This is a genomic window from Geoalkalibacter subterraneus (assembly GCF_000827125.1).
GTDB classification, from domain to species: domain Bacteria; phylum Desulfobacterota; class Desulfuromonadia; order Desulfuromonadales; family Geoalkalibacteraceae; genus Geoalkalibacter_A; species Geoalkalibacter_A subterraneus.
Map to the genome: position 1 here is coordinate 2029843 of NZ_CP010311.1, position 25335 is coordinate 2055177.

Here is a 25335-nt window from a genome sequence, read left to right on the forward strand (position 1 = left end):
CAGCAATCCTCGTGAAATTCATGTCAATAAATGTCGAGGATAACTCCGCAGAAAGAATGGGTCAATCAGGATTCAAGCCGACCGTCGACACTGACGCGGATGGTTTTCAACTCGACATCCAGACCACTTTGCACAATAGCCTCCCGGGCGAGCATGATAAGACCAGAGCAGCAGGGCACTTCCATATGTACAACGCTCAATCTCCGAATATCGTTATGTTTGAGAATGGCGATCAATTTATCGAGATAGGCTTTGCCGTCATCAAGCTTGGGGCAGCCGATAGCGAGTGCCTTGCCGCGCAGCAGATCCTGATGAAAATCACCGTAGGCAAACGCCGCACAGTCCGCTGCGAGAACCAGATCTTCCTGCTGGAAAAAGGGTGCGGTGGGCGGCAGCAGGTGCAGCTGAACCGGCCACTGGCGCAGCTGTGAAGGGCGCTGCGCGGGTTCTTCCTCCTTGTTTGCGCCTTTGTCTTCCGGCGCACCGAAAGACATGGCGCGAGCCGAAGGGCACCCTCCGCCCTGCCCCGCCGGGGAGGCTTTCTCCGCTAAAGGATTTTCGTCCAGGTGACGGTCTACGGCCTCTTCATCAAAGGCCTCGGTGTCCCGCTTCTCAATAGTGATGGCATCCCGGGGGCAGTCGCCCAGGCAGGCGCCCAGACCGTCACAGAGGTTGTCTGCGATCAGCCTGGCCTTTCCGTCAATGATCTGAATGGCCCCTTCGGCACAAGCCGGAACGCACAGTCCGCAGCCATCACATTTATCTTCATCGATTTTGACGATTTCGCGAATCATATTTGTCTCCTTTGCGGTGTATCTCTTCACTCTTTCCGCCTCACGCCTCACTCCTCACGGATTCAAGAGAAGTAGTGCCAGAGCAGATCGAGCCGTCCGCGCAGCATCAGACGACTGCCGGAAAAACGCATGATCTCCCTGACCTGTTCACGATGACCCGGCCGGTAGCAGTGGATCTCGCAGTGCTTGCAGCTCGGTTTCGGGTCAAGGGGGCAGCGCTGCCTGCGCTCGATCGCGTAGGCCAGAAATTCACGGCACTTTTCGCACAACGAGTGAGGCTCCAGGTTCAAGCCTTCTACATCGACCTCAGAGGGTTGCAGGGGTCGCTTGGCTCCCTGATGATGGGCGCGACAGTAAACTGCAGTAAACTGGGCCAGAACCTTGAAGTCCTTGATTTCCTGTTTATCCGATTGATCTTTCACCGCGCTGCCTCCCTTTTTATGAAGGCAGAATACCGGGCTGAGTTGTGAAAGGCATTGATCAAGGTCAAAAAACATGAGAAGTGAGGGGTGAGGAGAAAAATCAAAGGGATTCGCGGGAGCTTTCCGCCAGGTCTTCGAGGCGGTCATGATCCAGAATGGTGATGGTTTTGCCCTGAACCTTGATCAGCTCATCTTCGGAGAGTTTGCGCAGGGTGCGCGACAGGGTTTCACTGACGGTGCCAAGCCGCGAGGCAAGCTGGGTTTTGGAGATGGGCAGTTCGACGACATCGCGTCCGTCCTCAGCCAGCTCGACCAGGTAGCGCGCAAGGCGGGCAGGAACATCCTTGAAGGTCAGATCCTCGATCTGCCCGGCAAACTGGCGCAAAAACCGGGACAGCCCCGCGATCATGTTGAGGGGAATCCGGGTATGAGTCTGCAGCAGCTCGATAAAGGGCTGTTTGGGAAAGAAGAGGACGGTGGCTTTGCGCACAGGCTCGGCAAAGGCCGGATAGCAGCCGTCGGCGAACATGGCGGCTTCGGCGAAACTTTCTCCGGGATGAACGATGTGCAGAATCCGCTCCTTACCCTCGGACGACAGCTTGTAGACCTTGACATTGCCATCGACGACGACGTAAAAACCATTGGCGGGTTCCTTTTCGGAAAAAAGCACCTCGCCTTTGTTATACTCTCTTCGACGGCAGACCGCGGCGAGCTGTTCAAGATCCTGATCGGTGACTCCGGCAAACAACGGACATTTTTTTATGGCGCTGCGATCATCCATGACAATGACATCCTGCAGATTCAAATCGATATATGAGTGATCAGTCCATCATCGGCCGGGATTTTATTTCCATTCTACCCGGCAACTATCACGTCACCGACAAGGCCGAATGCCTCTCGACCCTGCTGGGCTCCTGCGTGGCAGCCTGCCTGTATGATCCGGTCAACCAGGTCATCGGCATGAACCACTTTCTTCTGAGCGGAACCATCAATCGCTACAATGTCCCTCTGCTGCTGACGGAATCGGCCCGCTACGGCATCCACGCCATGGAGATGCTGATCAACGCTATGCTCAGACTGGGAGCAGAGCGTGAAAACTTACGCTGCAAGGCCTTCGGCGGCGCCACCATGTTCGGCCCGCACGACCCTGCCGCTCCCGGGGTCGGGCAACTGAACTGCCTCTTTATTCGCGACTTCCTTCGCAAGGAAAAAATTCCCCTGGTGGCGCAGGATCTGGGCGGCACTCATGGACGGGTCATTTATTTCATGCCGGAGGATTATTCCGTCATGATGCGGCCCATCAAAAAGAGCCGCTTACGGGATATCGCCCACCGCGAACAGCGGCTGCTACAACGCACACGGCAGCATCAAAAACCTGCAAATCGGGACGGAATCTGGGATTAAGGCACGATTTTCCCGGAAATCAACCAACAACCTGGGTCCGGGTGAACACCGCACGCAGTTGCTGTCCGGCACCTTCGATATTCTCCCGTGCACCCTCTTCACGGTCCACCAGCGTCACGATGCCGACCACTTCAAGCCCCTCTTCCTGGGCACGCTCCACGGCCTTCATGGACGAACCGCCGGTGGTGGTGACATCCTCGACAATGACCACCCGTGAACCGGGCGGCAGATTCTTGCGCCCTTCAAGCCACTGACCGGTCCCGTGCCCTTTGGGCTCCTTGCGGATGATGAAGGCATGCACCTGCTCACCTTCAAGGCAGGCGGCGATGGAGGTCGCGGTCGCAATCGGGTCGGCTCCCAGGGTCAGGCCGCCGACGCCATCGATTTTTCCGCCGAAAGCTTTGACTTCCTTCCAGAAAGCTTTACCCACCAGCAGTCCACCTTTGGCGTGCAGGGTGGTCTGCTTGCCGTCAAAGTAAAAATTACTCTTGCGCCCCGAAGCCAGCGTTACTTCGCGCTCCTCGTAAGAGAGTTCGCGAACGATATCCATCAGGTCCGTGCGTTCTTCCTGCGTCATGGGTTGATCTCTCCTGTCGATATTGTCATCAAATAAAACTTTCGAACTGCGACCCAAACTCCCCCCTCCCAACCTCCCCCCGCTGGGGAGGGGTTATCAGGGAAAGCTTTTCAACGTTAAAACAACCCAAGTTGGCTGTCGGCTTTGAGGCGCGGGAATTTGACCGGGTAGTAGCCGCTGAAGCAGGCATCGCAGAAATGACCGCCGCCTATACTCGGATCACCGACAGCTTCCCGCAGCCCCTCAAGGGAGAGGTATCCCAGGGAATCGGAGGTAATGTAGCGGTTGATCTCTTCCACCGTGTGAGATGAAGAAATCAGCTCCTTGCGGGTCGGCGTGTCGATGCCGTAATAACAGGGGAAGCTGGTCGGCGGGCTGGAGATGCGCATGTGAATCTCGCGCGCACCGGCGGCGCGAACCATCTTGATAATCTTGCGCGCGGTGGTGCCCCGCACGATGGAATCGTCCACAACGACCACCCTCTTGCCCTCGATCACTTCCCGTACCGGGTTGAGCTTGATTTTAACGCCGAAGTGACGGATGGACTGCTGCGGCTCGATGAATGTCCGTCCAACGTAATGATTGCGGATCAGGCCGAGCTGGAACGGAATGCCGGACTCTTCAGCATAGCCGATGGCAGCGGGCACTCCAGAGTCGGGGATGGGGATCACCACATCCGCATCGACTGCAAACTCGCGCGCCAGCACACGTCCGAACTCCTTGCGCACGCCGTACACCTGACGTCCGAAGATGATGCTGTCGGGGCGGGCAAAATAGATATGTTCAAAGACGCAGGGAGTGGGAGTGACCTTGCCGAAGGGGTGATAGGACTGCAAGCCATCCTTAGAGATCACGATCATCTCACCCGGTTCCACCTCGCGGATGAACTCGGCCTCGATCAGATCGAAAGCACAGGACTCACTCGCAAAAACATAAGCGCCGTCAAGCTTGCCCAGCACCAGGGGGCGAAAGCCGTTGGGGTCGCGCACCGCGACCAGCCGCGTTTCCGTCAGGAAAACCAGGCTGTATGCACCGCGTACGACCTTCAATACCTCGCTCACCCGTTCGGCAAGCGAATCAGCCTGGACCCGGGCCAGCAGGTGAACCAGAACCTCGGTATCGGAAGTGGTCGAGAAGATCGATCCGGAGAGTTCCAACTCATTGCGAACTTCCTGGGCATTGACCAGGTTGCCGTTATGAGCCACGGCGATGCTGCCGCGCAGGTAGTCGACCATGATTGGCTGGACGTTTTTCAGATCGCTGGTGCCGGCGGTGGAATAGCGCACATGGCCGATCGAGCTGCTGCCGCACAAACGTGAAAACAGGGATTCATCACGGAACACATCGGCAACCAGCCCCATGCCGCGATGAGCGTGCAAATTGCCGCCGTCGGAGCTGACGATGCCGCAGCTTTCCTGGCCGCGATGCTGAAGCGCGTAAAGACCGAGATAGGTCAGGTTGGACGCTTCGGGGTGGCCGAAGATCCCGAAGACACCGCATTCATCCTGAAACTTGTCAAACATTAAGCGGAGTACTCCTCTGAGTCTGGAGAAAAGTCAAAAACCCGGGAACAAATCCCGGGTCGAACAAGGTTTAAAGAATATCCTCACGAATAAACTGAACGGCATTGCGATAGAGCCACAATCCCATCCCTTCTTCGGGCAGATTCTGCTCACGAGTCCAGCGCGGATGATGCACCCGGAAGAGGTAAGCCTCCGGATGGGGCATCAGCCCGAACAGACGGCCGCTTTCGTCGCAAACGCCGGCGATGGCATTCATGGAGCCGTTGGGGTTGAGCGGATAACGGTCAGTCGGCTCACCTGTCACAGGATCAGCATACTTCATAACGGCAAGATGGCGCAACTCGATGGCCTTGAGCAGATCATCGGATTCGGCTACGAATTTGCCCTCACCGTGGCGAACGGGAAGATACATCTTGTCGATCCCACGGGTATAGACGCAGGGCGACTGGGGATCGACCTTCAGGTTGACCCAGCGGTCTTCGAAACGTCCGCAGTCGTTGAAGGTCAGGCTTGCTCTCTGGGTATGAACATCCCCATCGAGGGCCGGCAGCAGCCCCATTTTTACCATGAGCTGAAAACCGTTGCAGACGCCCATGATGAGCTTACCGTCCTGGATAAATCGAAGTACCTGGTCAATGAGGTGATTCTCGGTACCAGCGACACGGGCATGACGCAGACGGTTGGCCCCGGCCTTGGCGCTGCCCAGGTCGTCTCCATCCAGAAACCCGCCAGCCAGATTCAGAAAGTGATAATCGTCAAGGCGGCAACGACCGGCCAGAAATTCCGCGATATGCACAATATCGACCACGTCGCAGCCGGCCATGCGGCAGGCAGTCGCCACTTCGCGCTCGCAGTTGGTGCCGTTACCGGCGATGACGACAGCGCGTACTTGTTCAGCCATATTCTTACATCTCCTCCAGCGGGGCCTGCCAGGCCGCCTTCAATGCGTCGATGTTCTCATCCACCAGCAATTCGCCCTGCAAGCCGCTGATGCGCAGTACAGGCGCCTCGGTCACCTCGCCGATCAGGCCCAGGTTCTGCCCCGCAAAAATGCTTTCAAAGGATTCGCGCTGTTCAGGATGAACCGTCACCAGGAAGCGGCTCGGCGTTTCGCTGAACAGAATCTGGTCGGCACGCAGGGCTTCAGAGGTGGAGACGTTCCTGAGATCGGCCTGCACTCCATACCCACCGGCAAAAGCGGTTTCCGCCAGGGCGACGCCAAGGCCGCCGTCGGACAGGTCGTGGCAGGAAGCGAGCACTCCCTGCTTCTGGGCCTGGTTGATGGTCTGGAACAGCTCAAGGGCGGCCGCCGAATCCACCTTGGGGACATGAAATCCCACTTCCCCATGCATGGTGTAGTATTCCGAAGCGCCGAGTTCGTTGCGGGTTTCGCCCAGCAGGTAGACCAGATCACCGGGCTGCTTGACATCCATGGTGACCGCCTTGTGGATGTCATCCATACGCCCCATAACGGAGAACAGCACTGTCGGCGGGATCGAAATCTTGCGGTCGCCGATCATGTAATCATTTTTCATGGAATCCTTGCCAGAAATCAACGGTACGCCGAAGGCCACGCAGTAATCGCGCAGGGCCTGGTTGGCTCGCACCAGCTGTGCGGCCTTGTAGGCGCCGTCCGGCGTCTTCTCACTCTCCACCGGGTCGCACCAGCAGAAGTTGTCAAGCCCGGAGACATGGCCGATATCGCCACCGACCGCAACATAATTGCGCAGGGCTTCGTCGATGGCGCAGGCCATCATGTGATAGGTGTCGATATCGCTGTAGCGGGGGCAAAGGCCGTGAGAGACGACGATTCCGGCATTGCTTTCGGGCAGCGGCCGGATAACGGCGGCATCGGACGGGCCGTCGTTGACCACCCCGGTCAGCGGCTTGACTACGGTTCCAGCCTGTACTTCATGGTCGTAGCGACGCACCACGCTCTCTTTGGAGCAGATGTTGAGGCGCCCCAACATCTGTTTGAGGGTGGCGTTATAATCGGCCGGCTCCGACAGTTCGGGCTCCTTGAGGCCGCGCTGGGTCGGATCCTGCCAGCGGGCGGGCAGCACCATGCGTGGAACGCCGTCATGAACGCAGGACATTTTGAGATAAGTAACGGGACGCCCCTCGTACAGACAGTGGAAGTAGCCCGAGTCGGTGAAATGCCCCAGGTCGGTGGCTTCCACATCCATCTCCTGTGCCAGGGAGAGAAAAGCGTCGATATGCTGCGGCGGCACCGCAAGGGTCATGCGCTCCTGCGCCTCGGAGATCAGAATCTCCCACGGCTGCAGGCCGGCATACTTAAGCGGGGCACGGTCCAGGTGCATCTCGAAGCCGCCGGTATCCTCGGCCATCTCGCCGACAGAGGATGACAGGCCGCCGGCGCCGTTATCGGTAATCGAATTGTACAGTCCGCGGTCACGGGCGATCAGCAGAAAATCGAACATGCGCTTCTGAGTAATGGGGTCGCCGATCTGCACCGCTGTCGCGGGAGACCCTTCGTGCAACTCTTCGGAAGAGAAGGTGGCTCCGTGAATGCCGTCCTTGCCGATGCGGCCGCCGACCATCACGATATGATCGCCCACCCGGGCCTTTTTCTCATGGCTGGGCTTGCCGTGCAGTGTTGCCGGCATGATGGAGCCGGTGCCGCAGTACACCAGGGGTTTGCCGGCAAAACGCTCATCGAACACGATGGAGCCATTGACGGTGGGAATGCCGCTCTTGTTGCCGCCGTGCTCGACCCCTTCGACCACGCCTTCAAAAATGCGGCGCGGATGAAGCAGACGCGGCGGCAGCGGCTTGTCGAAAAACGGCGAGGCGAAGCAGAAGACGTCCGTATTGAACAGCAGGCGCGCCCCCATGCCGGTCCCGAAAGCATCGCGGTTGACACCGACGATCCCCGTCAGAGCGCCGCCGTAAGGATCAAGAGCGCTGGGCGAGTTGTGCGTTTCAACCTTGAAGGCAATGCTCCAGTCGTCGTCAAAGCGAATGACCCCGGCATTGTCCTTGAACACCGACAGGCAGAAATCCTTGTCGCCCAGGTTTTCACGCACACGGTGGGTCGTCTCGGCAATGTAATTCTTGAACAGGGAATCGATGGTCTGCTTTTCCCCCGAGCCGTCCTCGTATTCAATGCGGGCGGCGAAGATCTTGTGCTTGCAGTGCTCGCTCCAGCTCTGGGCCAGGGCCTCAAGTTCGGCGTCGGTGAGCTTTTCTCCCAACCCCGCCTTACGGCGTTGTTCGACCACTTCAGGATCAGCGATATAGGACTGGATGGCCTTCATCTCTTCAAGATTGAGGGCCAGCATGCCTTCACGGCTGATGCGCATCAGGGCTTCGTCATCGACCTGCAGATCGATTTCAAGGATTTCGGGGCGGGCTTCGGATGTTACGCGGGGAACACTGACGGGAACGCCCTTCTGCGGGTCGAACTCATCGCGCGACAGGATCGTCCAGTGCTGAATCAGTGCGTTGCCGAGAAAGTCGTGCGCGACCCGCTCCGCATCGTCACGGCTGAGCTTTCCTTTGAGAAGGTACTGCACCGAAGTGTACACCCCTTCCCCGTCACGGAATTTGCGTCCCACCAGGTACTGCAGCGCCTCTTTGGCGGTGCGGCCGGCGTTGTCGGTGACGCCGGGACGGAATCCGACCTCGATGAGCATGTCGAAATCATGAGCCAGAGGACGGTTGATGGCGGATTCCTGAATCACCGGATCGCAGAAAGGCCCCGCTGCGGCTGACTCGATCTCGGCATCGTTCAGATCCGCATCGACCGTATAGACATCTATGGTACGCACATCTTCAAGCTCAATGCCGAGATGGCGGCTGAGTTCACGCTTCACCCGCTCACCGCGCGCGTCGCGAACGCCGTCCTTAAGTCCGACGATAATTCTCCAGGGCATGAATTCTCCTGTATGTTTCCGATTTAACCCATTAAATCAACGGGATGATAGACGGGATCAGGGCGCACGTCGGTGCGCCCCTACCTGATTTTCCTACGAATCGCCGAAGACCCGTTTGAAGATGGTGTCGACATGTTTGAGGTGGTAGCTGAGGTCAAAGGATTCGCGGATCTTATCTTCACCCAGCGCCTTGACGACGTCGGCATCCGCCAACAACTCTTCCTGAAAATCCTTGCCCTCTTCCCACACCTTCATGGCATTGCGCTGCACCATACTGTAGGCGTCTTCGCGGCTGACGCCGGACTGGGTCAGATCGAGCAGAATTTTTTGGGAGAAGACCAACCCCTTCATCTGGTTGAGATTTCTCTCCATGTGCTCGGGGTAGACCACCAGGTTCTTGATCAGACCATTGAGGCGGCGCAGGGCGAAATCGAGGGTCACGGTGGCATCGGGGCCGATATTGCGTTCCACCGATGAATGGGAGATGTCGCGCTCATGCCACAGGGCCACGTTTTCCAGGGCGGGAACACAGTAGCCGCGCACCAGGCGCGCCAGGCCGGTAAGGTTCTCCGACAGGATCGGGTTGCGCTTGTGCGGCATGGCGCTCGACCCTTTCTGCCCCTTGCTGAAGAACTCCTCAGCTTCCAGAACCTCGGTCCGCTGCAGGTGCCGCACCTCGACGGCGATACGTTCCATGGAAGAGGCGACCACAGCCAGGGTGCAGAAATATTCGGCATGACGGTCACGGGGGATCACCTGGGTCGACACCGGCTCGGCCGCAAGACCCATCTTATCGCAGACGTACTCTTCCACGGAAGGATCGATATTGGCGAAGGTGCCGACAGCACCACTGATCGCCCCGGTCGCGATGCCTTTGCGCGCAGCCTGAAGGCGCTCGCGATTGCGCTGCATCTCGGCATACCAGCCGGCCAGCTTGAGCCCGAACGTGATCGGTTCGGCGTGAATGCCGTGAGAGCGCCCCATACACACGGTATCCTTATGCTCCAGGGCCCGCGTCTTGATCGATTCAAGCACCATATCAAGGTCGACCAGCAGCTCGTCGGCGGCCTGGGTGAGTTGAACGGACAGGCAGGTATCGAGCACATCGGAGCTGGTCATACCCTGATGAATGAAACGGGCTTCAGGGCCGACATATTCCGCAACCGAGGTCAGGAAAGCAATGACGTCGTGCTTGACTTCCGCCTCGATTTCGTCGATGCGGTCGATGTCGAAATTGCCCTTTTCCCGAATCACTTTGACGGCCTCGGCGGGAATAACGCCCAGTTCAGCCTGGCGTTCGCAAGCCAGGGTTTCGATTTCCAGCCAGATGCGGAAGCGGTTCTCGGGTTCCCAGATACGGGCCATCTCAGGTCGGGTATAGCGGGGGATCATCTCTGTTCAATCTCCTTATCATCAATTTATCATCAGTGAACCAATCAGGTCCGGTTATCAGGAAACGGCTGGTACGCCGTGCTTTGAAAAGTCGCACCTCACAAGGAAACGCAGATGCTCGACTCGGATTGTCGCCCCACTACGATCTGCGGTCGACACAGGTTTTGCTTTTCCAGCACCCGCTGCACGCATTCCAGGGCCAGTTCAGCACGATTGTTGGTTTCGCTCATATGAGCCAGAAAGACTGTCTCGAGCCCATCCCACAACAGATCGCCGAGAAGATCGGCGCAGTCTCCGTTGGACAGATGCCCGTGATTGCCGCGGATGCGGTGCTTGAGCGGCCAGGGATAGGGGCCGTCGCGCAGCATGGTCTCGTCGTGGTTGGCTTCCAGGATCAGCACACGGCAGCCCTTGAGCCGTTCACGTACCAGCCGGGTCGCGATACCGAGATCAGTGGCGATGCCGATACGTCCCTCACGGGTTTCAACAACATAGGCCACCGGTCGCGCGGCATCATGAGTCAGCGGAATCGTTTCAACGTGCAGGTCGCGGCAGGTAAAGGCTGAACCGGTATCGAAATGATGCAGATCTGCGACACGTCCCAGGGACGGCAGGGCTTGAAAAGTTTCGGGGTTCATGTAGACAGGCAGTTGATAACGGCGTGCCAGCGGACCCAGGCCACGGCAATGATCGCCATGCTCATGGGAGACAAACACCGCATCAAGAGATTGGGCTTCAACGCCGATCAACTCCAGGCGACGGGACAGTTCGCGTGCGGCAAACCCGGCATCAACCAGAATCCGGCTCTCGCCGCTCTGCAGATAAACAGCGTTCCCTTTGCTTCCGCTGGCAATCAGACAAACCCGCAAAAACTTTTCTCCCGAAAAAACACGGTGCCGTGCAAAGACCCTGCACAGCACCGACCAAAAAACCAGAAGCGGTGCCCTATATACCCGAAATAAGCTGATTTCGCAAGCAAAAAACCGCTCCGGACTGCGTCCGCCGCAGCACGGTGCTGCACCCTGAAATCAAGCTATTTTCTGCTAAAGACCGGGAACATTTCAACTTGCCCGATCTCTTCCCGAAAACGAACCGGATAACGGGTTTGCGTTTTTTCGATTCTGGTGTAAATTAACAAAGACTTTTTCCCAGGAGTCGACTATCCGTTCATACAAAATCATGACGGGAGTTGCACGCATACCCTTCCTGGTTTCTTCTCAATTCATTCAATCACCTGAAGGAGGACGTCAGAATGGCTGTCAAGGTAGCAATCAATGGTTTCGGACGCATCGGCCGCAACGTATTCCGTGCGGCGCTCAACGACAAAGACATCGAAATCGTCGCCGTCAACGACCTGACCGATTCGCAAACGCTGGCTCATCTTCTGAAGTACGATTCCGTGCACGGCACCTTTGACGCCGATATCCGCGCCGACGGCGATGACATTCTGGTCAACGGCAAGAAGCTCAAGGTCCTCTCCGAGAAAGACCCGGGCGCCCTACCCTGGAAAGAGCTCGGCGTCAAGGTCGTGATCGAATCGACCGGTTTGTTCACCGAGCGTGACAAGGCGCAGAAACATATCGACGCCGGCGCCTCCAAAGTCATCATCAGCGCCCCGGGAAAAAATGTTGATGCCACCTTCTGCATGGGCATCAATGAGAAGGACTACGACCCGGCCAAACACCACGTGGTGTCCAACGCCTCCTGCACCACCAACTGCCTGGCGCCTGTCGCTAAAGTGATGGACGAAGCCTTCGGCATCGAAAAAGGCATGATGACCACCATCCATGCCTACACCAACGATCAGCGCATCCTTGACCTACCCCACAAGGACCTGCGCCGCGCCCGCGCCGCCGCTTTGTCCATGATTCCCACCACCACCGGCGCCGCCAAGGCGGTCAGCCTGGTACTGCCCCAGCTCAAGGGGAAATTGGACGGCCTGGCGATCCGGGTACCGACACCGAACGTCTCCCTGGTTGACCTGGTGTTCCAAAGCAAGAAGAAAACATCGAAAGAGGAAGTCAACGCTGCGCTGAAAGCCGCGGCCGAAGGCCCCCTCAAAGAGGTGATGGTCTATTGCGAAGAGCCGCTGGTCTCGCGTGACTTCAACGGCAGCCCGGCCTCTTCCAGCGTCGATGCCCTCTCAACCAACGTTATCGACGGCAACCTTGTCAAGGTCATGTCCTGGTATGACAACGAATGGGGCTACTCGAACCGGGTGCTCGACCTGACCCGGCTCATTGCCACCCGCTGAATTCAATTTTCCATTTAACTTCAGGGGCGGGCGCCCGCAGCAGGGTGCCGGCCCCTTGTTCTTTGTTGAGAGAATAAATCTGTGAACCAAGGAGGAAGAAGAGAAATGTCGCGTAAAATGACCATCGAGGACATCGATGTCCGGGGCAGGAAAGTCTTCTGCCGGGTCGATTTCAACGTCCCTTTGAGCGAACAGGGCGAAATCGAGGATGACACCCGCATCCGTGCGGCCCTGCCCACCATCCGTCACATCGTCGAAAACGGCGGACGGTTGATCCTGGCCAGCCATCTTGGTCGCCCCAAGGGCAAGGCCAACCCCAAATACAGTTTGGCCCCGGTGGCGCCACATCTTTCACGCCTGCTCGACCGACCGGTCACCATGGCAGAGGACTGCATCGGCGACACAGTCAAAAACCAGATCGATTCGATGGCCGAAGGCGACATCCTCCTGCTCGAAAATGTCCGTTTCTATCCCGGCGAGGAAAAAAACGATCCCGAATTCTGCAGGCAACTCGCCGAAGGTATGGATCTCTATGTCAACGACGCCTTCGGCACCGCCCATCGCGCTCACGCCTCCACCGAGGGCGTTGCCCACCTGCTCAAGCCAGCGGTCGCCGGTTTCTTGATGAGCAAGGAACTCAAATACCTCGCTGGAGCTCTTGCCGATCCGAAGCGCCCCTTTGTTGCGATTCTCGGCGGCGCCAAGGTCAGCGACAAGATCCCGGTCATCGAAAACCTGATCGACAAGGTCGACACATTGATGATCGGCGGCGGCATGGCCTACACCTTTCTCAAGGCCCAGGGAATCGAGGTTGGCAAATCCCTGGTGGACCAGGAGCGGCTTGAACTTTCCGGGCAGCTCATGAAGCTGGCAGAGGAAAAAGGCGTCAAGTTCCTGCTCCCCACAGATCACGTCATCGCTGCCGAATTCAAAGCCGATGCCGAGCATAAGATCTGCGACAACCAAAACTTCGAGCCCGGCTGGATGGCTCTCGACATCGGTCCCAATACCATCGAAGCGTACAGCAAAGAACTGGCCAACGCCGGAACGGTAGTCTGGAACGGCCCCATGGGCGTTTTTGAGTTCGAATCCTTCGCCAAGGGCACCTTTGCCATCGCGCAGGCACTGGCCGATTCCGATGCCACCACCATCATCGGCGGCGGGGACTCAGTTTCGGCAGTCAACAAATCGGGACTGGACGACAAGATGACTCACATCTCCACCGGTGGGGGTGCTTCGCTGGAGCTGCTGGAAGGCAAAGAGCTTCCCGGGATTGCGGCTTTGAACGACAAATAGAAAATCAAATCTGAACCACAGAGGGCACAGAGAACACAGAGTAAAAAAGAAAAGAGAAAGTCCTTTTTCTCAGAACTATCTCTGCGCTCTCTGTGCCCTCTGGGGTGAAATGCTTTTCAGTATTTTTGCCTATTGGAGGATAAAGAAATGAGAAAACCGATGGTGGCCGGCAACTGGAAACTGCACAAAACCATTCCCGAAGCCCTGGAACTGGTGGAAGGACTGAAGAAGGACGTCGGCGACAAGCAGGATGTGGATATCGTTGTAGCGCCGGTTTTTACAGCGCTGAATGCCGTTGCCAAAGCCGTGAAAGGCAGCAACATCGCCATTGCCGCCCAGAACTGCTACTTCGAAAACAGCGGCGCCTTTACCGGTGAAGTGTCACCTGCTCTACTCAAGGATGCGGGCTGCAGCCGTGTCATTCTCGGTCACTCGGAGCGCCGCCAGATCTTCGGAGAAAATGACGACCTGATCAACCGCAAGATCAAGGCAGTGCTCGCCGAAGGGCTCGATGTGATCTTCTGCATCGGCGAGACCCTTGAAGAACGCGACAGCGAACAGACTATGGAGGTGCTGCGCCGCCAGGTCGTTGAAGGGCTCAAGGGAGTTGCGGCTGAAGATATGCAGAAGGTCGTTATCGCCTACGAACCGGTTTGGGCCATCGGCACCGGAAAAACCGCCAGCGGCGACCAGGCCCAGGAGGCGCACTCGTTCGTGCGCGGCATGGTTTCCGGAATCTTCAACCCCGATATCGCAGCTCAGACCCGCATCCTTTACGGCGGCAGCGTCAAACCGGACAATGTCGATGAACTTATGGCCCAGGACGACATCGACGGCACCCTGGTGGGAGGTGCAAGCCTCAAGGTTGCCGATTTCGCCCGAATCGTGCGTTTCGAAAAAATTTAATTTCTTTCTTTTCTCCACACGATAAATATGTTAATTTTTCCCGGTTTGACACCAACTGTCTTGGGAGAAGATTTTAAGCATGGCCACATTCTTGATTATTCTGCACGTACTTGTCTGTATCGCTCTGATCCTGATCGTCCTTCTTCAGGCCGGCAAAGGCGCTGAAGTGGGGGCCGCATTCGGCGCCGGAGCCAGCGGCACCGTTTTCGGCGCACGCGGCGCAGGAAGCTTCCTCGGCAAAATGACCGGCGCAGCCGCTGTCATCTTCATGCTGACCAGCCTGATTCTGAGCTACTTTTCCGGCCAGCCGGGCTCCAGCAGCGTCATGCCTGACGTTGTCGCTCCGGCGCAGCAGGAAGCACCGGCACCGCCTCCGTCACAGGGAGCAACACCCGCTGCGACACCGGACCAGGCCCCTGCTCTTCCCGCTGAAGAAACAGCGCCTGCGGAAAAGTAAAGATGAGCGCCAAAAGCTATTGACAAGTCAAAAGCAAACCAGTATAAGAACAATCCGTTAGCCGAAGTGGTGGAACTGGTAGACACGCCATCTTGAGGGGGTGGTGACCGACAGGTCGTGCGAGTTCGAGTCTCGCCTTCGGCACCAGTTAACAATCCTGCACCAACCAGATATACCTAAAGAACCCGCCAAACAGGCGGGTTTTTTAGTATTCAGCGTCTGCATCCGTCCACGCCAGATCGTTGACAGTCAGGCATGCCCAGACGCGTGCCCCCACTGACCGATTTCCAGGTCAGCAAAGCCAAGCCTTAATCGAAGGTGAAAACTCTGGTCTATCGTCGGAGTTGGACATTGAAGCCTTTATTGCGGACAAGAAAAAGTCTCTTTCCCTATGAGCCCTTGGTAGCCGCTGCGCGACGTTGTTTCTTCCCCATCAACATATCCTGACCCTGAGTCCGGAAGCCGAATGATCCCTTGAGGGCCATTAAGGAGCCTGGAGGTCCCTCCAAGTCTCTTTCTGCAAAAAGCTCCCCTCAACATCGTCTTCCATCTCCTCAAACATCCGCCAGGGGACGGCAAAGGAGAGCACATTCCTGTCAAGCTGTTTTTTGAGGTTCTTTCTTGCAGAAATGTCCGTAAGGCCGATAACCGCCCGGGGACGCTCTGATCTTGCCTCCCGGTAGGGGAGGATCCCGATCTGCTGGCACCCCGCGGCAAAGGGGGTGATCACGTTCAGGTTGTCCCCCCTGCCGTAATTGGCCAGCACCACCAGGGCGGAGAGTTGGTCCGGATCGCCCAGAAATACAATCACCTGGGGCTGTTCCCGGGTCGGGTCGAGATCGGTTAGGGGTTTAAAGACCACGTATTTTTCTGGCACCTCCATGATGGGCAGGCTGTCAATGAACCTTTTTAGCAGCTCCGGGGACTTCATATACCCTTCCCCGTGGCGGAATTTCTCCAAAAATTCCTTGCCTGCTGCAGATTCCAGCTTTTCAGCCATATCGCGGCCTTCCTGCCAATTCTCGTTGCCCGTGGACAGGAAATGATAGAAACAGACAATGCCGCCGGGGAAGTTGAGATACTGATTCCCGAATCCTAATCCGACTCCGCCGCCCCAGCAGCCGTAGGTCCTTTCATCGAAGGCCGCGGTTCTCCCTTTGGCCGCGGCCGCCAGCATCCACATGACACAGCCCCATTTGCCCTGTTTAAAGCCCATGGCCTTCTCGGGTCTATCATCACTCCAGAGGATGGCCACAGGCTGGTATTTCAAGTTAAGCGATCGAGCTATCTTGCTTTCCATGCCTACACCTCCCTATTTGTTGAATTATTGGCTTTAGGCCCGCTCCTTCCAGTATGCATACTCATAGGGCCATTCTTCCTGATACCAGTTAATCAATTCCTGCATCCTTTTTCGATGCTCCTCCTGCACCTTTTCTACCATAGCGAAACGCCGTTTCTCCTCCCAGGCCCTTACCAGGGTCCTGCCTGAAGTAAAGAATCCACGCCCACAGGACGTGGCTTTGTAGTTCGCCCCCCATAGGGGGGCTGGCCCTGCCCCCAAGGGGGCGGGCTGGAGTTGTGCCGCGGTCCTGTCCTCAATCTCCCAACTGAAGTTGCTCCATTTGCCGCTCTTGCTTGTCCTGATAGCGGACATACTTGCGTATCATGTCCGCATCCATGCCGACGGTATCAACGCAATAGCCCTTGGCCCAAAAGTGGTTGCCCCAATAGGGTTTCTTCCGCAAATGCCGAAACTGCTGAAACAGTTTCATCGACGTCTGCCCTTTTAACCGCCCCAGAAAGTTCGAGATCGACACCTTGGGCGGGATCATCACAACCAGATGGACATGATCGGGCTGAACATTCAACTCCACGACTTCACAACCGGAATAGCCACATATCGCATGAATACCTGATTCAACGGCCTCTTTCACTTTTCCCTGCAAAATCCGAAACCGGTACTTTGGGACCCAAACGATGTGATACTGGCAGTGCCATATCGAGTGTGATAACTTACGAAATCGGCTGCTCACTGTTTTCTCCTTTCTTTTCGATGTTGCGGCACAACTCGAAAGAAAGAATAACAGTGAGCGGCTTTCAGCCATACCCATTCGGGACCGGCGTAGCCAGTCCACATCACCACACCCACAGGGTGTGGGTTTCTACTTCAAACTAAAGGCCTGCTCGCGGCTTTTCTCAGGCACCTGGGTGTCCGGCCCGGTGGGGCCCATGGCGGCCCAGACAGCATCAACCGGAACCGCACCGCTTACCATGATGAAATGATTAAGGTATTGGACAATGGGCCACTCATCTCCTCCACCGGAAGTCACCACGCATGCCCCGTATTTGCCCTCAAGGGCCATGCAATGAATCAGACTGGAACAACGATCGATAAACATCTTTAATTGGCCACTCACGTTGAAGATATAATTGGGCGTGGCCAGGATGATCCCGTCTGCCGCCATCATCTTCTCCATTATGGACTCAAACTCGTCCTTTTGGGAGCAGCGGCCCTTTTTGTGGCATTGATCGCAACCCAGGCACGGCTTTACGGAATCGCCTCTAAGAACAATAGTCTCACATGCCGCCCCTTCACTTTCCGCACCTTTTAATACTTCTCCAAGCAGCTTTCCCGTGTTCCCCCTCTCCCCATGGGGGCTTCCGATGATGCTAAGAATTTTCATGAGATTGCCTCCTTGTGCATCTAAATTAGTTAGTGAAAATCAATACATTGATTCTGTGTTTTAGGATTCAAGACTTTTTGCAGGCGAATCTTTACAGGTCGGTGTATAAAATACCGCCCCCTGCCTCTTTTCATAATCCGCCCCCCGGTCAATGAAACGCGTCACTTCGTTTATCAGTTAATGTAAACTCAGGCCTCCCGACACGCTGATGTTCTGTCCCGTCACGAAAGCCGCATCATCTGAGGATAGCCATGCTGCGGCACCTGCCAGGTCATCCGGGTATTCCAGCCTCGGGATTGCGGAACTGTTTGCAAGTACCTCGCTCATCTCTTTGAAATCATGTTCCTGAACCGTTTCGCTTTGAACAAGCCCCGGAGAGATTGCGTTTACAGTAATTCCGTAAGGACCCGCTTCAAACGCCAGTCCCCTGGTAATGCCCACAACCGCCGCCTTGGAGGTGATGTACTGAATACCGTTACCCCGTCCTATGAAAACGGTGTCTGAGGATATGTTGATAATACGGCCCCAATTTTGGGCACGCATGTCGGAAAAGACCTCGCTGCTACACAACCACATCCCTTTTACGTTTACGTCCATGACACGGTCCCAGTCCGCCTCGTCCAATTCGTAAAAATGCTTTGTTGCCCGCTCGTAACCGATATGTCTGAGCATTATGGCAGCATTGTTTACCAAAATATCGACTTTTCCAAAGCGCTGGCGGGCTTTTTCCACCATCGCCTTGACCTGCCCGGAATCGGAAACATCGCAGACAATGGGCAACACCTCCCGGTCTTCGGAAGCTATCTCCTCTGCAGCCTTTTTTAATACGTCCTCGGTGGTTCCGCAAATGACTATATCGGCCTTTTCGGAGTAAAGACGCCTGGCTATGGCCTTGCCGATTCCCCTGCCGCCTCCGGTAATGAGTGCTACATGTCCTTCCAAACGTTCGCATTGCATAGACCTATTTCCTCCTTTTATTAAACGTTATCTATATTGCTCGCGGGATACTATCCCGCGAATCGGATTTTCCTGGATGAAATTACGAACATTTGAAGCCGCCAATTCGACGGCACTTTCAATGACACCGGGAACCATCGCCGAATTGTGCGGCGAGCCAATGAAGTCAATGTTCTGGATCTTCCCATCCTTGCCGTGGATGTAGAACTCGGTGCCTTGGTTCTGGCTGATCTTGCGCCCGGCATCAACGGTCTCCTGCTTCTTGTCGAAGTGGCCGCTGCTACGGTCGCACGACCTGTCTCGATTCTACATACAGGGTAAGTCCTCCTCGGTCAAGGTGCCGGTTCACGCCATCGTCCCGATGGTTTTGCGGAAGCGGCCCAGCGCCAGGGCAAAAAGGACCGTTCCAATCAGGACAATGGCGAGGAATTGCGGCCAGACCGCCGTGATACCCGCGCCCCGGTACAGGATCGACTGAGCCAACATCACAAAATGCGTGTTGGGCGCGGCGAGCATGATGTACTGGACGGCCTCCGGCATGCTCTCGCGCGGCGTGCTGGCGCCGGAGAGCATCTGCAGCGGCAGCAGCACCAGCATGAGCAGCAGGCCGAACTGCGGCATGGAGCGGGCGACGGTGCCGAGGAAGATGCCCATCGAGGTGGTCGCGAACAGATGCAGCGCCGCCCCGGCCAGGAACAGCGCGAGCGAGCCCTGGATCGGCACGGACAGCCAGCCCTGCACAACGGCGGTGAGCGCGAAGGCGGTGGCGGCAAGGACGACCAGCCCCATCGCCCATACCTTGCTGCTCATGATCTCGAAAGGCGTGACCGGCATGACCAGCAGATGCTCGACGGTGCCGTGCTCGCGCTCGCGGATCAGCGCCGCTCCGGTGAGGACGATGGAGAGCATGGTCACGTTGTTGATGACCTGCATGATCGCGCCGAACCACGACTTGTTGAGCTGGGGGTTGAAACGCACCCGCAGCGCCAGATCGACCGGCAACTCCTGAACCTCGCGATAACGCTGCGCGAAGGCGCGCACCTCGTCGGTGACGATGGTCTGGATATAGCCGCTGCCGGTGAAGGCCTGGCTCATGCGCGTGGCATCGACATTGAGCTGGATCGTGGGCCGCCGCCCGGCCAGCAGGTCGCGCTGGAAGTTGGGCGGGATGTCGAGGGCGAAGGTGTCGAGGCCGGCATCCATGCGGGCATCCATCTCGGCCTGGTCGATTATCTCGGGGGGAACAAAGTACGGCGGGTAAAAGGCGCTGACGATGCGCCAGGACAGCGGCGAGCGATCCTCGTTCACCACCGCGATCGGTGCCTTGTTGAGGGTCTCCGGCATGGCCGTGGCCGCCGTGTAGACCGACAGGGTGAAGGCGTAGACGATCAGCACCAGCATGATCGGGTCGCGTACCAGGCTGCGCAGCTCCTTGACACCGAGATGGAAAATATTGGCAAGGCGCATGGACTACCGCTCCTGCTTCTTGAGCAGCGCGGCGGACAGCCCGGTCAGGACCGGCACCGCCAGCGCCAGCGGGAGAAAGGCGGCATGCAGGTCGGAGAAGTCGAGCGCCTTCGAGAAGGTGCCGCGCGCGATCGTCAGGAAATGCGTGGTCGGATAGACCTCGCCGATCACTCGGCCCACCCCTTCGAGGGACGAGACCGGGTCGATCATGCCCGAGAAGTTCGTCGCCGGCAGGATGGTGAGCACCGCCGTGCCGAAGATCGCCGCGATCTGGCTGCGCATGAAGGTTGAGATCAGCAGACCCACAGCCGTCGCGGCGCCGATATAGAGCAGCGCGCCCGCCGCCAACGTCAGGAAGCTGCCCTTCAGCGGAACGCCGAAGACGGTCACCGCCAGCAGCGTGAGCAGCAGGAAGCTCAGGAAGGACAGGACTACGTAAGGGAGCTGCTTGCCGAGCAGAAATTCGAGCCGCGTGGTCGGCGTGACGTAGAAGTTGGTGATCGAGCCGAGTTCCTTCTCGCGCACCACGCTGAGCGCCGCGAGCATGGCCGGGATCAGCATGAGCAGCAGCGGGATCACTGCCGGCACCATCGCCACCAGGCTCTTGACGTCCGGGTTGTAGCGGAACCGGGTCTCGATATTGACCAGCCCCGCCAAAGCCTCGCCGTAGCCGGCCTCGCGCGCCCTGGTGGCAAGCCAGTGGGCGTGAATCCCCTGCACATAGCCGCGGACGGTCTCCGCCCGTGTCGGCATGGCGCCGTCGATCCAGGCGCCAATCTGGACCCGCCGGCCGCGGGCGATGTCGCGCGCGAAGCCCGGGGGGATCTCGATCGCCAGATTGAGGTCGCCTTCGCGCATTCGCCGGTCGAGATCCTCGTAGTCGGTGATCGGCGCCCGCTCGACGAAGTAGCGGGAACCGGCGATGTTGAGCGTATAGCCGCGGCTGACGGTGGTCTGATCGCGATCCAGCACCGCGAAGGTCAGATCCTCGACATCGAGGTTGATGCCGTAGCCCATCACGAACATCAGGATGACGCTGCCGAGCAGCGCCAGCGTCAGGCGGATCGGATCGCGGCGCAGCTCCAACCCTTCGCGCCGGGCGTAGCTCGCCATGCGGCGGGGATCGAACATGCGCCGCCAGCCCTGGGATTCGACATGGCCTGCCGACGCGTCAACCGTATCGAGCGAAGCTGTTTGCCCCGCGTCGGCTTCGCCTTCCCCCGACGCCTCCTCCAGATGCGCCACGAATGCCTCTTCCAGGGTCTCCGCGCCCCGCTGCTGCACGATATTCGCCGGCGTGTCGGTGACCAGCACCCGGCCCGCGTGCATCAGCGAGATGCGGTCGCAGCGCTCGGCCTCGTTCATGAAATGGGTGGAGATGAAGATGGTCACCCCGTCGCGGCGCGACAGTTCGACCAGCCTGCGCCAGAAGGCGTCGCGCGCCACCGGGTCGACGCCCGAGGTGGGCTCGTCGAGGATCAGCATCTCGGGCTTGTGGATCATGGCGACCGCCAGCGACAGGCGCTGGCGGATGCCCAGCGGCAGCTTGTCCGGCAGGGTGTCGATCACCGCGGCCAGATCAAATCGCTCGACCATTTCGTCCACGCGCCCTGAAATCTCGGCGGCGGGCACGTGGAACAGCCGGGCGTGCAGCTCCAGGTTCTGACGCACCGTCAGCTCGGTATACAGCGAGAAGGACTGCGACATGTAGCCGACGCGACGGCGGGTCGCCAGGTCGTGCGGGTCCACCTCCTGTCCGAACAGCCAGGCGCGGCCTTCGCTGGGCGGCAGCAGGCCGGTCAGCATCTTCATGGTCGTGGTCTTGCCGCAGCCGTTGGAGCCAAGAAAACCGAAGATCTCACCCCGTGGGATGCGCAAGTTCACATGATCGACCGCGGTGAACTCGCCGAAGCGCATGGTCAGATCCCGGGCCTCGATGGCGGTATCGCCATCGTCTTCCGGCCGCGGCGGAATCTCGACCGCCCGATAATCCCGGCGCTTGTCTTCCGGCAGCAGCCGGATGAAGGCCGCCTCCAGCGACTCCGCCCCCGTGCTGTGCAGCAGGCCTTCGGGCGTGTCGCTGGCCAGCACCCGCCCACCGTCCATCGCCGCCAGCCAGTCGAAGCGTGCCGCCTCCTCCATATAGGCCGTGGCCACCAGCACGCTCATGCCGGGCCGGGAACGACGGATGCTGGCGATCAACTCCCAGAACTGCCTGCGCGAGAGCGGATCGACGCCGGTGGTCGGCTCGTCGAGGATGAGCAGGTCCGGATCGTGGATCAGCGCGCAGCAGAGGCCAAGCTTCTGTTTCATGCCGCCGGACAGCTTGCCTGCCGGGCGAGCGAGAAACGGCCTAAGCCCGGTGGCCCCGGTCAGCGCCTCGATGCGGCGCGCCCGTTCGCCGCCGTCATGCCCGAACAGACGGCCGAAGAAGTCGAGGTTCTCGAACACCGTGAGCGTCGGATAGAGGTTGCGCCCCAGGCCCTGCGGCATGTAGGCGATGCGCGGGCCGACCCGGCGGCGATGGCGCGCATCGGCCATGTCGCCGCCGAGCACCTCGACCTGTCCCGTCTGGACCGCGCGGGCACCGGCGACCAGCGCCAGCAGGCTCGACTTGCCGACCCCGTCCGGGCCGATCAGCCCGGCCATGCAGCCCGCCGGGATGTCGATCGTGACCTCGTCGAGCGCACGCACCTTGCCGTAGCGCAGGGACACATCCCGCAGGCGGGCAACCGGCGCGGCATCGCCCCCGCCATCCTCCATCTGTGCATGTACATCCCGGCTCATTGCGGCAGCCTCGTCTGCAGTTCAGGGGGCCAATCCACCCGCGGATCGAGCCGCACATAGGCCATGCCCGGCAGGCCGGTCTTGACCTGGAGGAGGTGCTCTCTGAGCAGGTCCGGGGCGATCCGCGCCTTGATGCGGAACATCAGCTTCTGGCGCTCTTCTTCCGTCTCCACCGTCTTGGGCGTGAACTGTGCGACGTCCGCGACGAAGGAGATTTCGGCCGGGACCACGTATTGCGGAGCGGCGTCGAGCACGAGCCGTGCCTCGGCTCCGAGCGCGACCCGCCCGGCCTGTTTCGTCGGCAGGAAGAAGGTCATGTAGACATCGGTGAGATCGACCATGTTCAGCACCACGCCGCCGGGAGGGAGCACTTCACCGGGTTGGGCGACGCGGTACTGAACGCGGCCGTCGCGCGGCGACTTCAGTACGCTATCGTCAAGGTCAGCCTGGATCCGCTCAAGCATCGCCCGGGTCGCCTCCACATCGGCTTGCGCGCCAAGCACCTGTGATCTGGCCGTGGCAATGGCCGCCTCCGTCCTTGCGACATCCGCCTCGGCAGCACGAAGCATGGCCTCAACGCTGAGAGAAGAGGCACGATCATCGTCGAATTTCTGCTGGGAAACGGCTTTGCTGACGACCAGCGATCGCGACCGCTCAAGCCGTATCCGGGCCACCTCAGCCTCGGCCGCGCGTTGCGAGACCACTGCCTGCGCTGCCGTTTTCTCGCTTTGGCGCTGCACGACCTGGCTGTTGGCGATCCGCACCGAGTTCTCAGCCTGGCGCAAGCGGGCTGATGCCTCTCTTTTCTGAGCCTCTAAAACGGCGGTGTCCATTTTGGCCAGAACCATCCCGGCCGGAACGTTATCGCCTTCGTCCGCAAAAATCTCCTTGACCCGTCCGGCTCTTTGCGTGGCGATATCAATTTCCACCGCCTCAATGCGTCCGTTGCCACTGGCGATACCCGCTTCCAGTCCGTCACTCTGGAAATAACGCCAAAGCAACAGAGCCGCAACCGCTGCCACGCCAAGAAGCAGCGCCCTCGTACCCCATTTTTTAAATCTTACGTCCAATGGCATCTTCAACCACTCCTAAAACGATCATGGATCATCAAGCGTCTTCTTTGAGTTTCATGGCGATTCGCGTCACATGGGCACCCTGGAAACGGGCGCCGTTCAGTTCGTTGTCGTTGGGTATCCTCTCTCCCTGGCTTCCGTCGATGGTCGAAGCGCCATAGGGTGATCCGCCGCTAATTTCGCCGATACCCATTTGACCGGCAAAAGAATAAGGGAGCCCGACCACCACCATGCCATGATGCAACAGTGTAATATGAAAGCTGAGGATGGTCGTTTCTTGACCGCCATGCTGCGTGGCGGAACTGGTGAAGACACTGCCGGGTTTGCCGATCAAGGATCCTTTCTGCCAGAGGGTGCCGCTGGCATCAAGAAATTGGCGCATTTGGCCGCACATATTGCCGAAGCGTGTTGGAGTGCCAAATATGACGGCATCAGCCTCTGCAAGGTCATCCATCGTGGCCACCTGGATATGGGTCTGCCTCTTCTGGAACTCCAAGGCGCCCATCTCCTCCAGTACATCGCCTGGGAGGGTTTCCGGGACCCGTTTGACTAAAGCCTCGCATCCAGTGACCTGTAATACACCTTTCGAGACCGCTTCCGCCATTCTAAAAATATGTCCATGCAAACTGTAGTATACGATCAATACCTTGTACATGTTTTGTTCCTCCTCTTTTTTTCAGGTCTTTACTTTTTTGAATCAAACTGACACGACTTTATCCGAAGTTATAACTGTTACAAGGTACTAGGCCCCCCCGAAACCCAAATAGAAAAATATTTGACTTGACTACCTGAGCCAGTCGATCTATTTAATAGACTATGCTTTCAAAGAAGACAAAATACGGATTGCAGGCTCTTCTGCTTCTGGCCCGGGAGTACGGACAAGGCCCGGTCTTGATCGCGGATATGGCGGCACGGGAGAAGATTCCCAAGAAGTTTCTCGAACTGATTCTCCTGCAGCTGAAAAATGCAGGAATTCTTGGGAGCCGGAAGGGGAAAGGAGGCGGATACTTCCTCGCGCGTAATCCTTCGCAGATCACAATGGGAAAGGTCGTGCGCATTCTGGAAGGTCCCCTTGCGCCGGTCCCGTGTGTCAGCGAAACCGCTTATCAGAAATGCGAGGAATGCCATGACGAGGCGAGTTGCGGGATTCGCTTGGTGATGAAGGACGTCCATGATGCCATTGCCGATATTCTTGATCATACGACCCTCAAGGAGGTCGTCGCACGATCTTCGACAGAAGCCAAGGCATCCAAAAAAATAGTGGATTTCCAAATCTAAATTTTTTTCCTTATTAGTCTATTAAAACGATAGAGAGAGAGAGAGGGAGAGGGAGGGAGGGAGGGATGACTTGACCAGGAAACTGTGAGCGCGGCCGCAAAAAATGATGGAAATTTTGTAGGTTTTGGACAAGATAGGCGGGGGAAGAGAAACGGAGCCCCCTCGCGT

The 25335-nt window shown here is 58.0% G+C and carries 25 protein-coding genes, 1 tRNA gene and 1 pseudogene; 9 read left to right on the forward strand and 18 right to left on the reverse strand.

What is annotated here, in order from left to right:
* Positions 1-65 precede the first annotated feature (65 nt).
* The 3 genes from GSUB_RS09350 to GSUB_RS09360 form a co-directional block, all read right to left on the reverse strand.
* Positions 66-794 (reverse strand): ATP-binding protein, encoded by a 729-nt coding sequence (locus GSUB_RS09350; protein WP_040200431.1) that lies wholly within the window; start codon positions 792-794, stop codon positions 66-68.
* Positions 795-856: 62 nt separating this feature from the next.
* Positions 857-1216, reverse strand: coding sequence for a nitrous oxide-stimulated promoter family protein (locus tag GSUB_RS09355; RefSeq protein ID WP_040200433.1), 360 nt, complete (start codon positions 1214-1216; stop codon positions 857-859).
* Positions 1217-1316: 100 nt separating this feature from the next.
* Entirely contained in the window at positions 1317-1997 is a 681-nt protein-coding gene (locus tag GSUB_RS09360) for a Crp/Fnr family transcriptional regulator (protein ID WP_040200435.1), read from the reverse strand.
* 32 nt (positions 1998-2029) lie between these two features.
* Between GSUB_RS09360 and GSUB_RS09365 the strand changes: the two genes are divergently transcribed.
* Positions 2030-2620, forward strand: a complete 591-nt coding sequence (locus GSUB_RS09365; RefSeq protein WP_040200437.1) for a chemotaxis protein CheD — start codon at positions 2030-2032, stop codon at positions 2618-2620.
* A gap of 19 nt (positions 2621-2639) precedes the next feature.
* Here the strand turns inward: GSUB_RS09365 and pyrE are convergent, their stop codons facing one another.
* From pyrE to GSUB_RS09395, 6 genes are all read right to left on the reverse strand, one after another.
* Positions 2640-3197 carry an orotate phosphoribosyltransferase gene (gene pyrE / locus GSUB_RS09370; protein ID WP_040200439.1) on the reverse strand — a complete coding sequence of 186 codons (558 nt, stop codon included), beginning with the start codon at positions 3195-3197 and terminating at the stop codon, positions 2640-2642.
* Positions 3198-3313: 116 nt separating this feature from the next.
* Positions 3314-4720, reverse strand: coding sequence for an amidophosphoribosyltransferase (gene purF / locus GSUB_RS09375; RefSeq protein ID WP_040200441.1), 1407 nt, complete (start codon positions 4718-4720; stop codon positions 3314-3316).
* A 70-nt stretch (positions 4721-4790) separates the two neighbouring features.
* A complete protein-coding gene (locus tag GSUB_RS09380; RefSeq protein ID WP_040200444.1) occupies positions 4791-5621 on the reverse strand; it encodes a phosphoribosylformylglycinamidine synthase subunit PurQ in 831 nt (276 codons plus the stop codon).
* 4 nt (positions 5622-5625) lie between these two features.
* Entirely contained in the window at positions 5626-8616 is a 2991-nt protein-coding gene (locus GSUB_RS09385; RefSeq protein WP_040200446.1) for a phosphoribosylformylglycinamidine synthase subunit PurS, read from the reverse strand.
* A 93-nt stretch (positions 8617-8709) separates the two neighbouring features.
* A complete protein-coding gene (gene purB, locus GSUB_RS09390) occupies positions 8710-10008 on the reverse strand; it encodes an adenylosuccinate lyase (RefSeq protein ID WP_040200448.1) in 1299 nt (432 codons plus the stop codon).
* Between the two features lie 98 nt (positions 10009-10106).
* Positions 10107-10877, reverse strand: coding sequence for an MBL fold metallo-hydrolase (locus GSUB_RS09395; protein ID WP_040200450.1), 771 nt, complete (start codon positions 10875-10877; stop codon positions 10107-10109).
* 383 nt (positions 10878-11260) lie between these two features.
* On the opposite strand from GSUB_RS09395, the gene gap reads away from it, so the two are divergent.
* The 6 genes from gap (at position 11261) to GSUB_RS20180 (ending at position 15316) form a co-directional block, all read left to right on the forward strand.
* Positions 11261-12262 carry a type I glyceraldehyde-3-phosphate dehydrogenase gene (gene gap / locus GSUB_RS09400; RefSeq protein ID WP_040200452.1) on the forward strand — a complete coding sequence of 334 codons (1002 nt, stop codon included), beginning with the start codon at positions 11261-11263 and terminating at the stop codon, positions 12260-12262.
* A 105-nt stretch (positions 12263-12367) separates the two neighbouring features.
* Entirely contained in the window at positions 12368-13558 is a 1191-nt protein-coding gene (locus GSUB_RS09405; protein ID WP_040200454.1) for a phosphoglycerate kinase, read from the forward strand.
* Between the two features lie 147 nt (positions 13559-13705).
* Complete coding sequence (gene tpiA / locus GSUB_RS09410; protein WP_040200456.1) at positions 13706-14464, forward strand: triose-phosphate isomerase; 759 nt, start codon at positions 13706-13708, stop codon at positions 14462-14464.
* Positions 14465-14543: 79 nt separating this feature from the next.
* Positions 14544-14921 carry a preprotein translocase subunit SecG gene (gene secG, locus GSUB_RS09415; RefSeq protein WP_040200458.1) on the forward strand — a complete coding sequence of 126 codons (378 nt, stop codon included), beginning with the start codon at positions 14544-14546 and terminating at the stop codon, positions 14919-14921.
* Between the two features lie 60 nt (positions 14922-14981).
* Positions 14982-15068 (forward strand) — tRNA-Leu (locus tag GSUB_RS09420).
* Positions 15069-15163: 95 nt separating this feature from the next.
* Positions 15164-15316 carry a type II toxin-antitoxin system ParD family antitoxin gene (locus GSUB_RS20180; RefSeq protein ID WP_435051168.1) on the forward strand — a complete coding sequence of 51 codons (153 nt, stop codon included), beginning with the start codon at positions 15164-15166 and terminating at the stop codon, positions 15314-15316.
* 89 nt (positions 15317-15405) lie between these two features.
* Here the strand turns inward: GSUB_RS20180 and GSUB_RS09425 are convergent, their stop codons facing one another.
* From GSUB_RS09425 to GSUB_RS20185, 5 genes and pseudogenes are all read right to left on the reverse strand, one after another.
* A complete protein-coding gene (locus GSUB_RS09425) occupies positions 15406-16221 on the reverse strand; it encodes a DUF169 domain-containing protein (RefSeq protein WP_040200460.1) in 816 nt (271 codons plus the stop codon).
* Between the two features lie 295 nt (positions 16222-16516).
* The gene (tnpA, locus tag GSUB_RS09430) at positions 16517-16954 is read right to left on the reverse strand and encodes an IS200/IS605 family transposase (RefSeq protein WP_040198735.1); all 438 of its coding nucleotides are present in this window, start codon (positions 16952-16954) and stop codon (positions 16517-16519) included.
* Between the two features lie 129 nt (positions 16955-17083).
* The gene (locus GSUB_RS09435) at positions 17084-17605 is read right to left on the reverse strand and encodes a flavodoxin family protein (RefSeq protein ID WP_052464837.1); all 522 of its coding nucleotides are present in this window, start codon (positions 17603-17605) and stop codon (positions 17084-17086) included.
* A gap of 177 nt (positions 17606-17782) precedes the next feature.
* Positions 17783-18562, reverse strand: a complete 780-nt coding sequence (locus GSUB_RS09440; protein ID WP_040200461.1) for an SDR family NAD(P)-dependent oxidoreductase — start codon at positions 18560-18562, stop codon at positions 17783-17785.
* Positions 18563-18589: 27 nt separating this feature from the next.
* Positions 18590-18796, reverse strand: a pseudogene (locus tag GSUB_RS20185) (hypothetical protein); the annotation flags it as partial.
* Here GSUB_RS20185 and GSUB_RS20190 point away from each other — a divergent pair.
* On the forward strand, positions 18710-18883 hold the full coding sequence (locus GSUB_RS20190; RefSeq protein ID WP_235269773.1) for a hypothetical protein: 174 nt from the start codon (positions 18710-18712) through the stop codon (positions 18881-18883). The pseudogene GSUB_RS20185 and the gene GSUB_RS20190 sit on opposite strands and share 87 nt — an antisense overlap.
* 24 nt (positions 18884-18907) lie before the next feature.
* Here GSUB_RS20190 and GSUB_RS09445 read toward each other — a convergent pair whose 3' ends face one another.
* From GSUB_RS09445 to wrbA, 4 genes are read right to left on the reverse strand one after another with little or no spacing between them, the layout of a single operon-like run.
* Positions 18908-20029: an ABC transporter permease gene (locus GSUB_RS09445; RefSeq protein ID WP_040200462.1), complete on the reverse strand. Its 1122-nt coding sequence runs from the start codon at positions 20027-20029 to the stop codon at positions 18908-18910.
* Between the two features lie 3 nt (positions 20030-20032).
* Positions 20033-22816, reverse strand: coding sequence for a ribosome-associated ATPase/putative transporter RbbA (gene rbbA, locus GSUB_RS09450; RefSeq protein WP_040200464.1), 2784 nt, complete (start codon positions 22814-22816; stop codon positions 20033-20035).
* Complete coding sequence (locus tag GSUB_RS09455) at positions 22813-23892, reverse strand: HlyD family secretion protein (protein ID WP_052464839.1); 1080 nt, start codon at positions 23890-23892, stop codon at positions 22813-22815. Before GSUB_RS09455 ends, rbbA begins: the two co-directional genes overlap by 4 nt.
* A gap of 31 nt (positions 23893-23923) precedes the next feature.
* Entirely contained in the window at positions 23924-24544 is a 621-nt protein-coding gene (gene wrbA / locus GSUB_RS09460; RefSeq protein ID WP_040200467.1) for an NAD(P)H:quinone oxidoreductase, read from the reverse strand.
* Between the two features lie 161 nt (positions 24545-24705).
* Between wrbA and GSUB_RS09465 the strand changes: the two genes are divergently transcribed.
* Positions 24706-25167: an RrF2 family transcriptional regulator gene (locus GSUB_RS09465; protein ID WP_040200469.1), complete on the forward strand. Its 462-nt coding sequence runs from the start codon at positions 24706-24708 to the stop codon at positions 25165-25167.
* Positions 25168-25335 lie beyond the last annotated feature (168 nt).

What these genes read in the sequence shown, in the direction of transcription:
- pyrE (WP_040200439.1), bottom strand. Translation starts at nt 3,197, where the DNA reads ATGACGCAGGAAGAACGCACGGACCTGATGGATATCGTTCGCGAACTC.
- GSUB_RS09465 (WP_040200469.1), top strand. Translation starts at nt 24,706, where the DNA reads ATGCTTTCAAAGAAGACAAAATACGGATTGCAGGCTCTTCTGCTTCTG.
- GSUB_RS09455 (WP_052464839.1), bottom strand. Translation starts at nt 23,892, where the DNA reads ATGCCATTGGACGTAAGATTTAAAAAATGGGGTACGAGGGCGCTGCTT.
- GSUB_RS09440 (WP_040200461.1), bottom strand. Translation starts at nt 18,562, where the DNA reads ATGCAATGCGAACGTTTGGAAGGACATGTAGCACTCATTACCGGAGGC.
- GSUB_RS09360 (WP_040200435.1), bottom strand. Translation starts at nt 1,997, where the DNA reads ATGGATGATCGCAGCGCCATAAAAAAATGTCCGTTGTTTGCCGGAGTC.
- GSUB_RS09365 (WP_040200437.1), top strand. Translation starts at nt 2,030, where the DNA reads ATGAGTGATCAGTCCATCATCGGCCGGGATTTTATTTCCATTCTACCC.
- gap (WP_040200452.1), top strand. Translation starts at nt 11,261, where the DNA reads ATGGCTGTCAAGGTAGCAATCAATGGTTTCGGACGCATCGGCCGCAAC.
- tpiA (WP_040200456.1), top strand. Translation starts at nt 13,706, where the DNA reads ATGAGAAAACCGATGGTGGCCGGCAACTGGAAACTGCACAAAACCATT.
- GSUB_RS09380 (WP_040200444.1), bottom strand. Translation starts at nt 5,621, where the DNA reads ATGGCTGAACAAGTACGCGCTGTCGTCATCGCCGGTAACGGCACCAAC.
- secG (WP_040200458.1), top strand. Translation starts at nt 14,544, where the DNA reads ATGGCCACATTCTTGATTATTCTGCACGTACTTGTCTGTATCGCTCTG.
- GSUB_RS09405 (WP_040200454.1), top strand. Translation starts at nt 12,368, where the DNA reads ATGTCGCGTAAAATGACCATCGAGGACATCGATGTCCGGGGCAGGAAA.
- wrbA (WP_040200467.1), bottom strand. Translation starts at nt 24,544, where the DNA reads ATGTACAAGGTATTGATCGTATACTACAGTTTGCATGGACATATTTTT.
- purB (WP_040200448.1), bottom strand. Translation starts at nt 10,008, where the DNA reads ATGATCCCCCGCTATACCCGACCTGAGATGGCCCGTATCTGGGAACCC.
- rbbA (WP_040200464.1), bottom strand. Translation starts at nt 22,816, where the DNA reads ATGAGCCGGGATGTACATGCACAGATGGAGGATGGCGGGGGCGATGCC.
- purF (WP_040200441.1), bottom strand. Translation starts at nt 4,720, where the DNA reads ATGTTTGACAAGTTTCAGGATGAATGCGGTGTCTTCGGGATCTTCGGC.
- GSUB_RS09425 (WP_040200460.1), bottom strand. Translation starts at nt 16,221, where the DNA reads ATGGAAAGCAAGATAGCTCGATCGCTTAACTTGAAATACCAGCCTGTG.
- GSUB_RS09435 (WP_052464837.1), bottom strand. Translation starts at nt 17,605, where the DNA reads ATGAAAATTCTTAGCATCATCGGAAGCCCCCATGGGGAGAGGGGGAAC.
- GSUB_RS09350 (WP_040200431.1), bottom strand. Translation starts at nt 794, where the DNA reads ATGATTCGCGAAATCGTCAAAATCGATGAAGATAAATGTGATGGCTGC.
- GSUB_RS09385 (WP_040200446.1), bottom strand. Translation starts at nt 8,616, where the DNA reads ATGCCCTGGAGAATTATCGTCGGACTTAAGGACGGCGTTCGCGACGCG.
- GSUB_RS09445 (WP_040200462.1), bottom strand. Translation starts at nt 20,029, where the DNA reads ATGCGCCTTGCCAATATTTTCCATCTCGGTGTCAAGGAGCTGCGCAGC.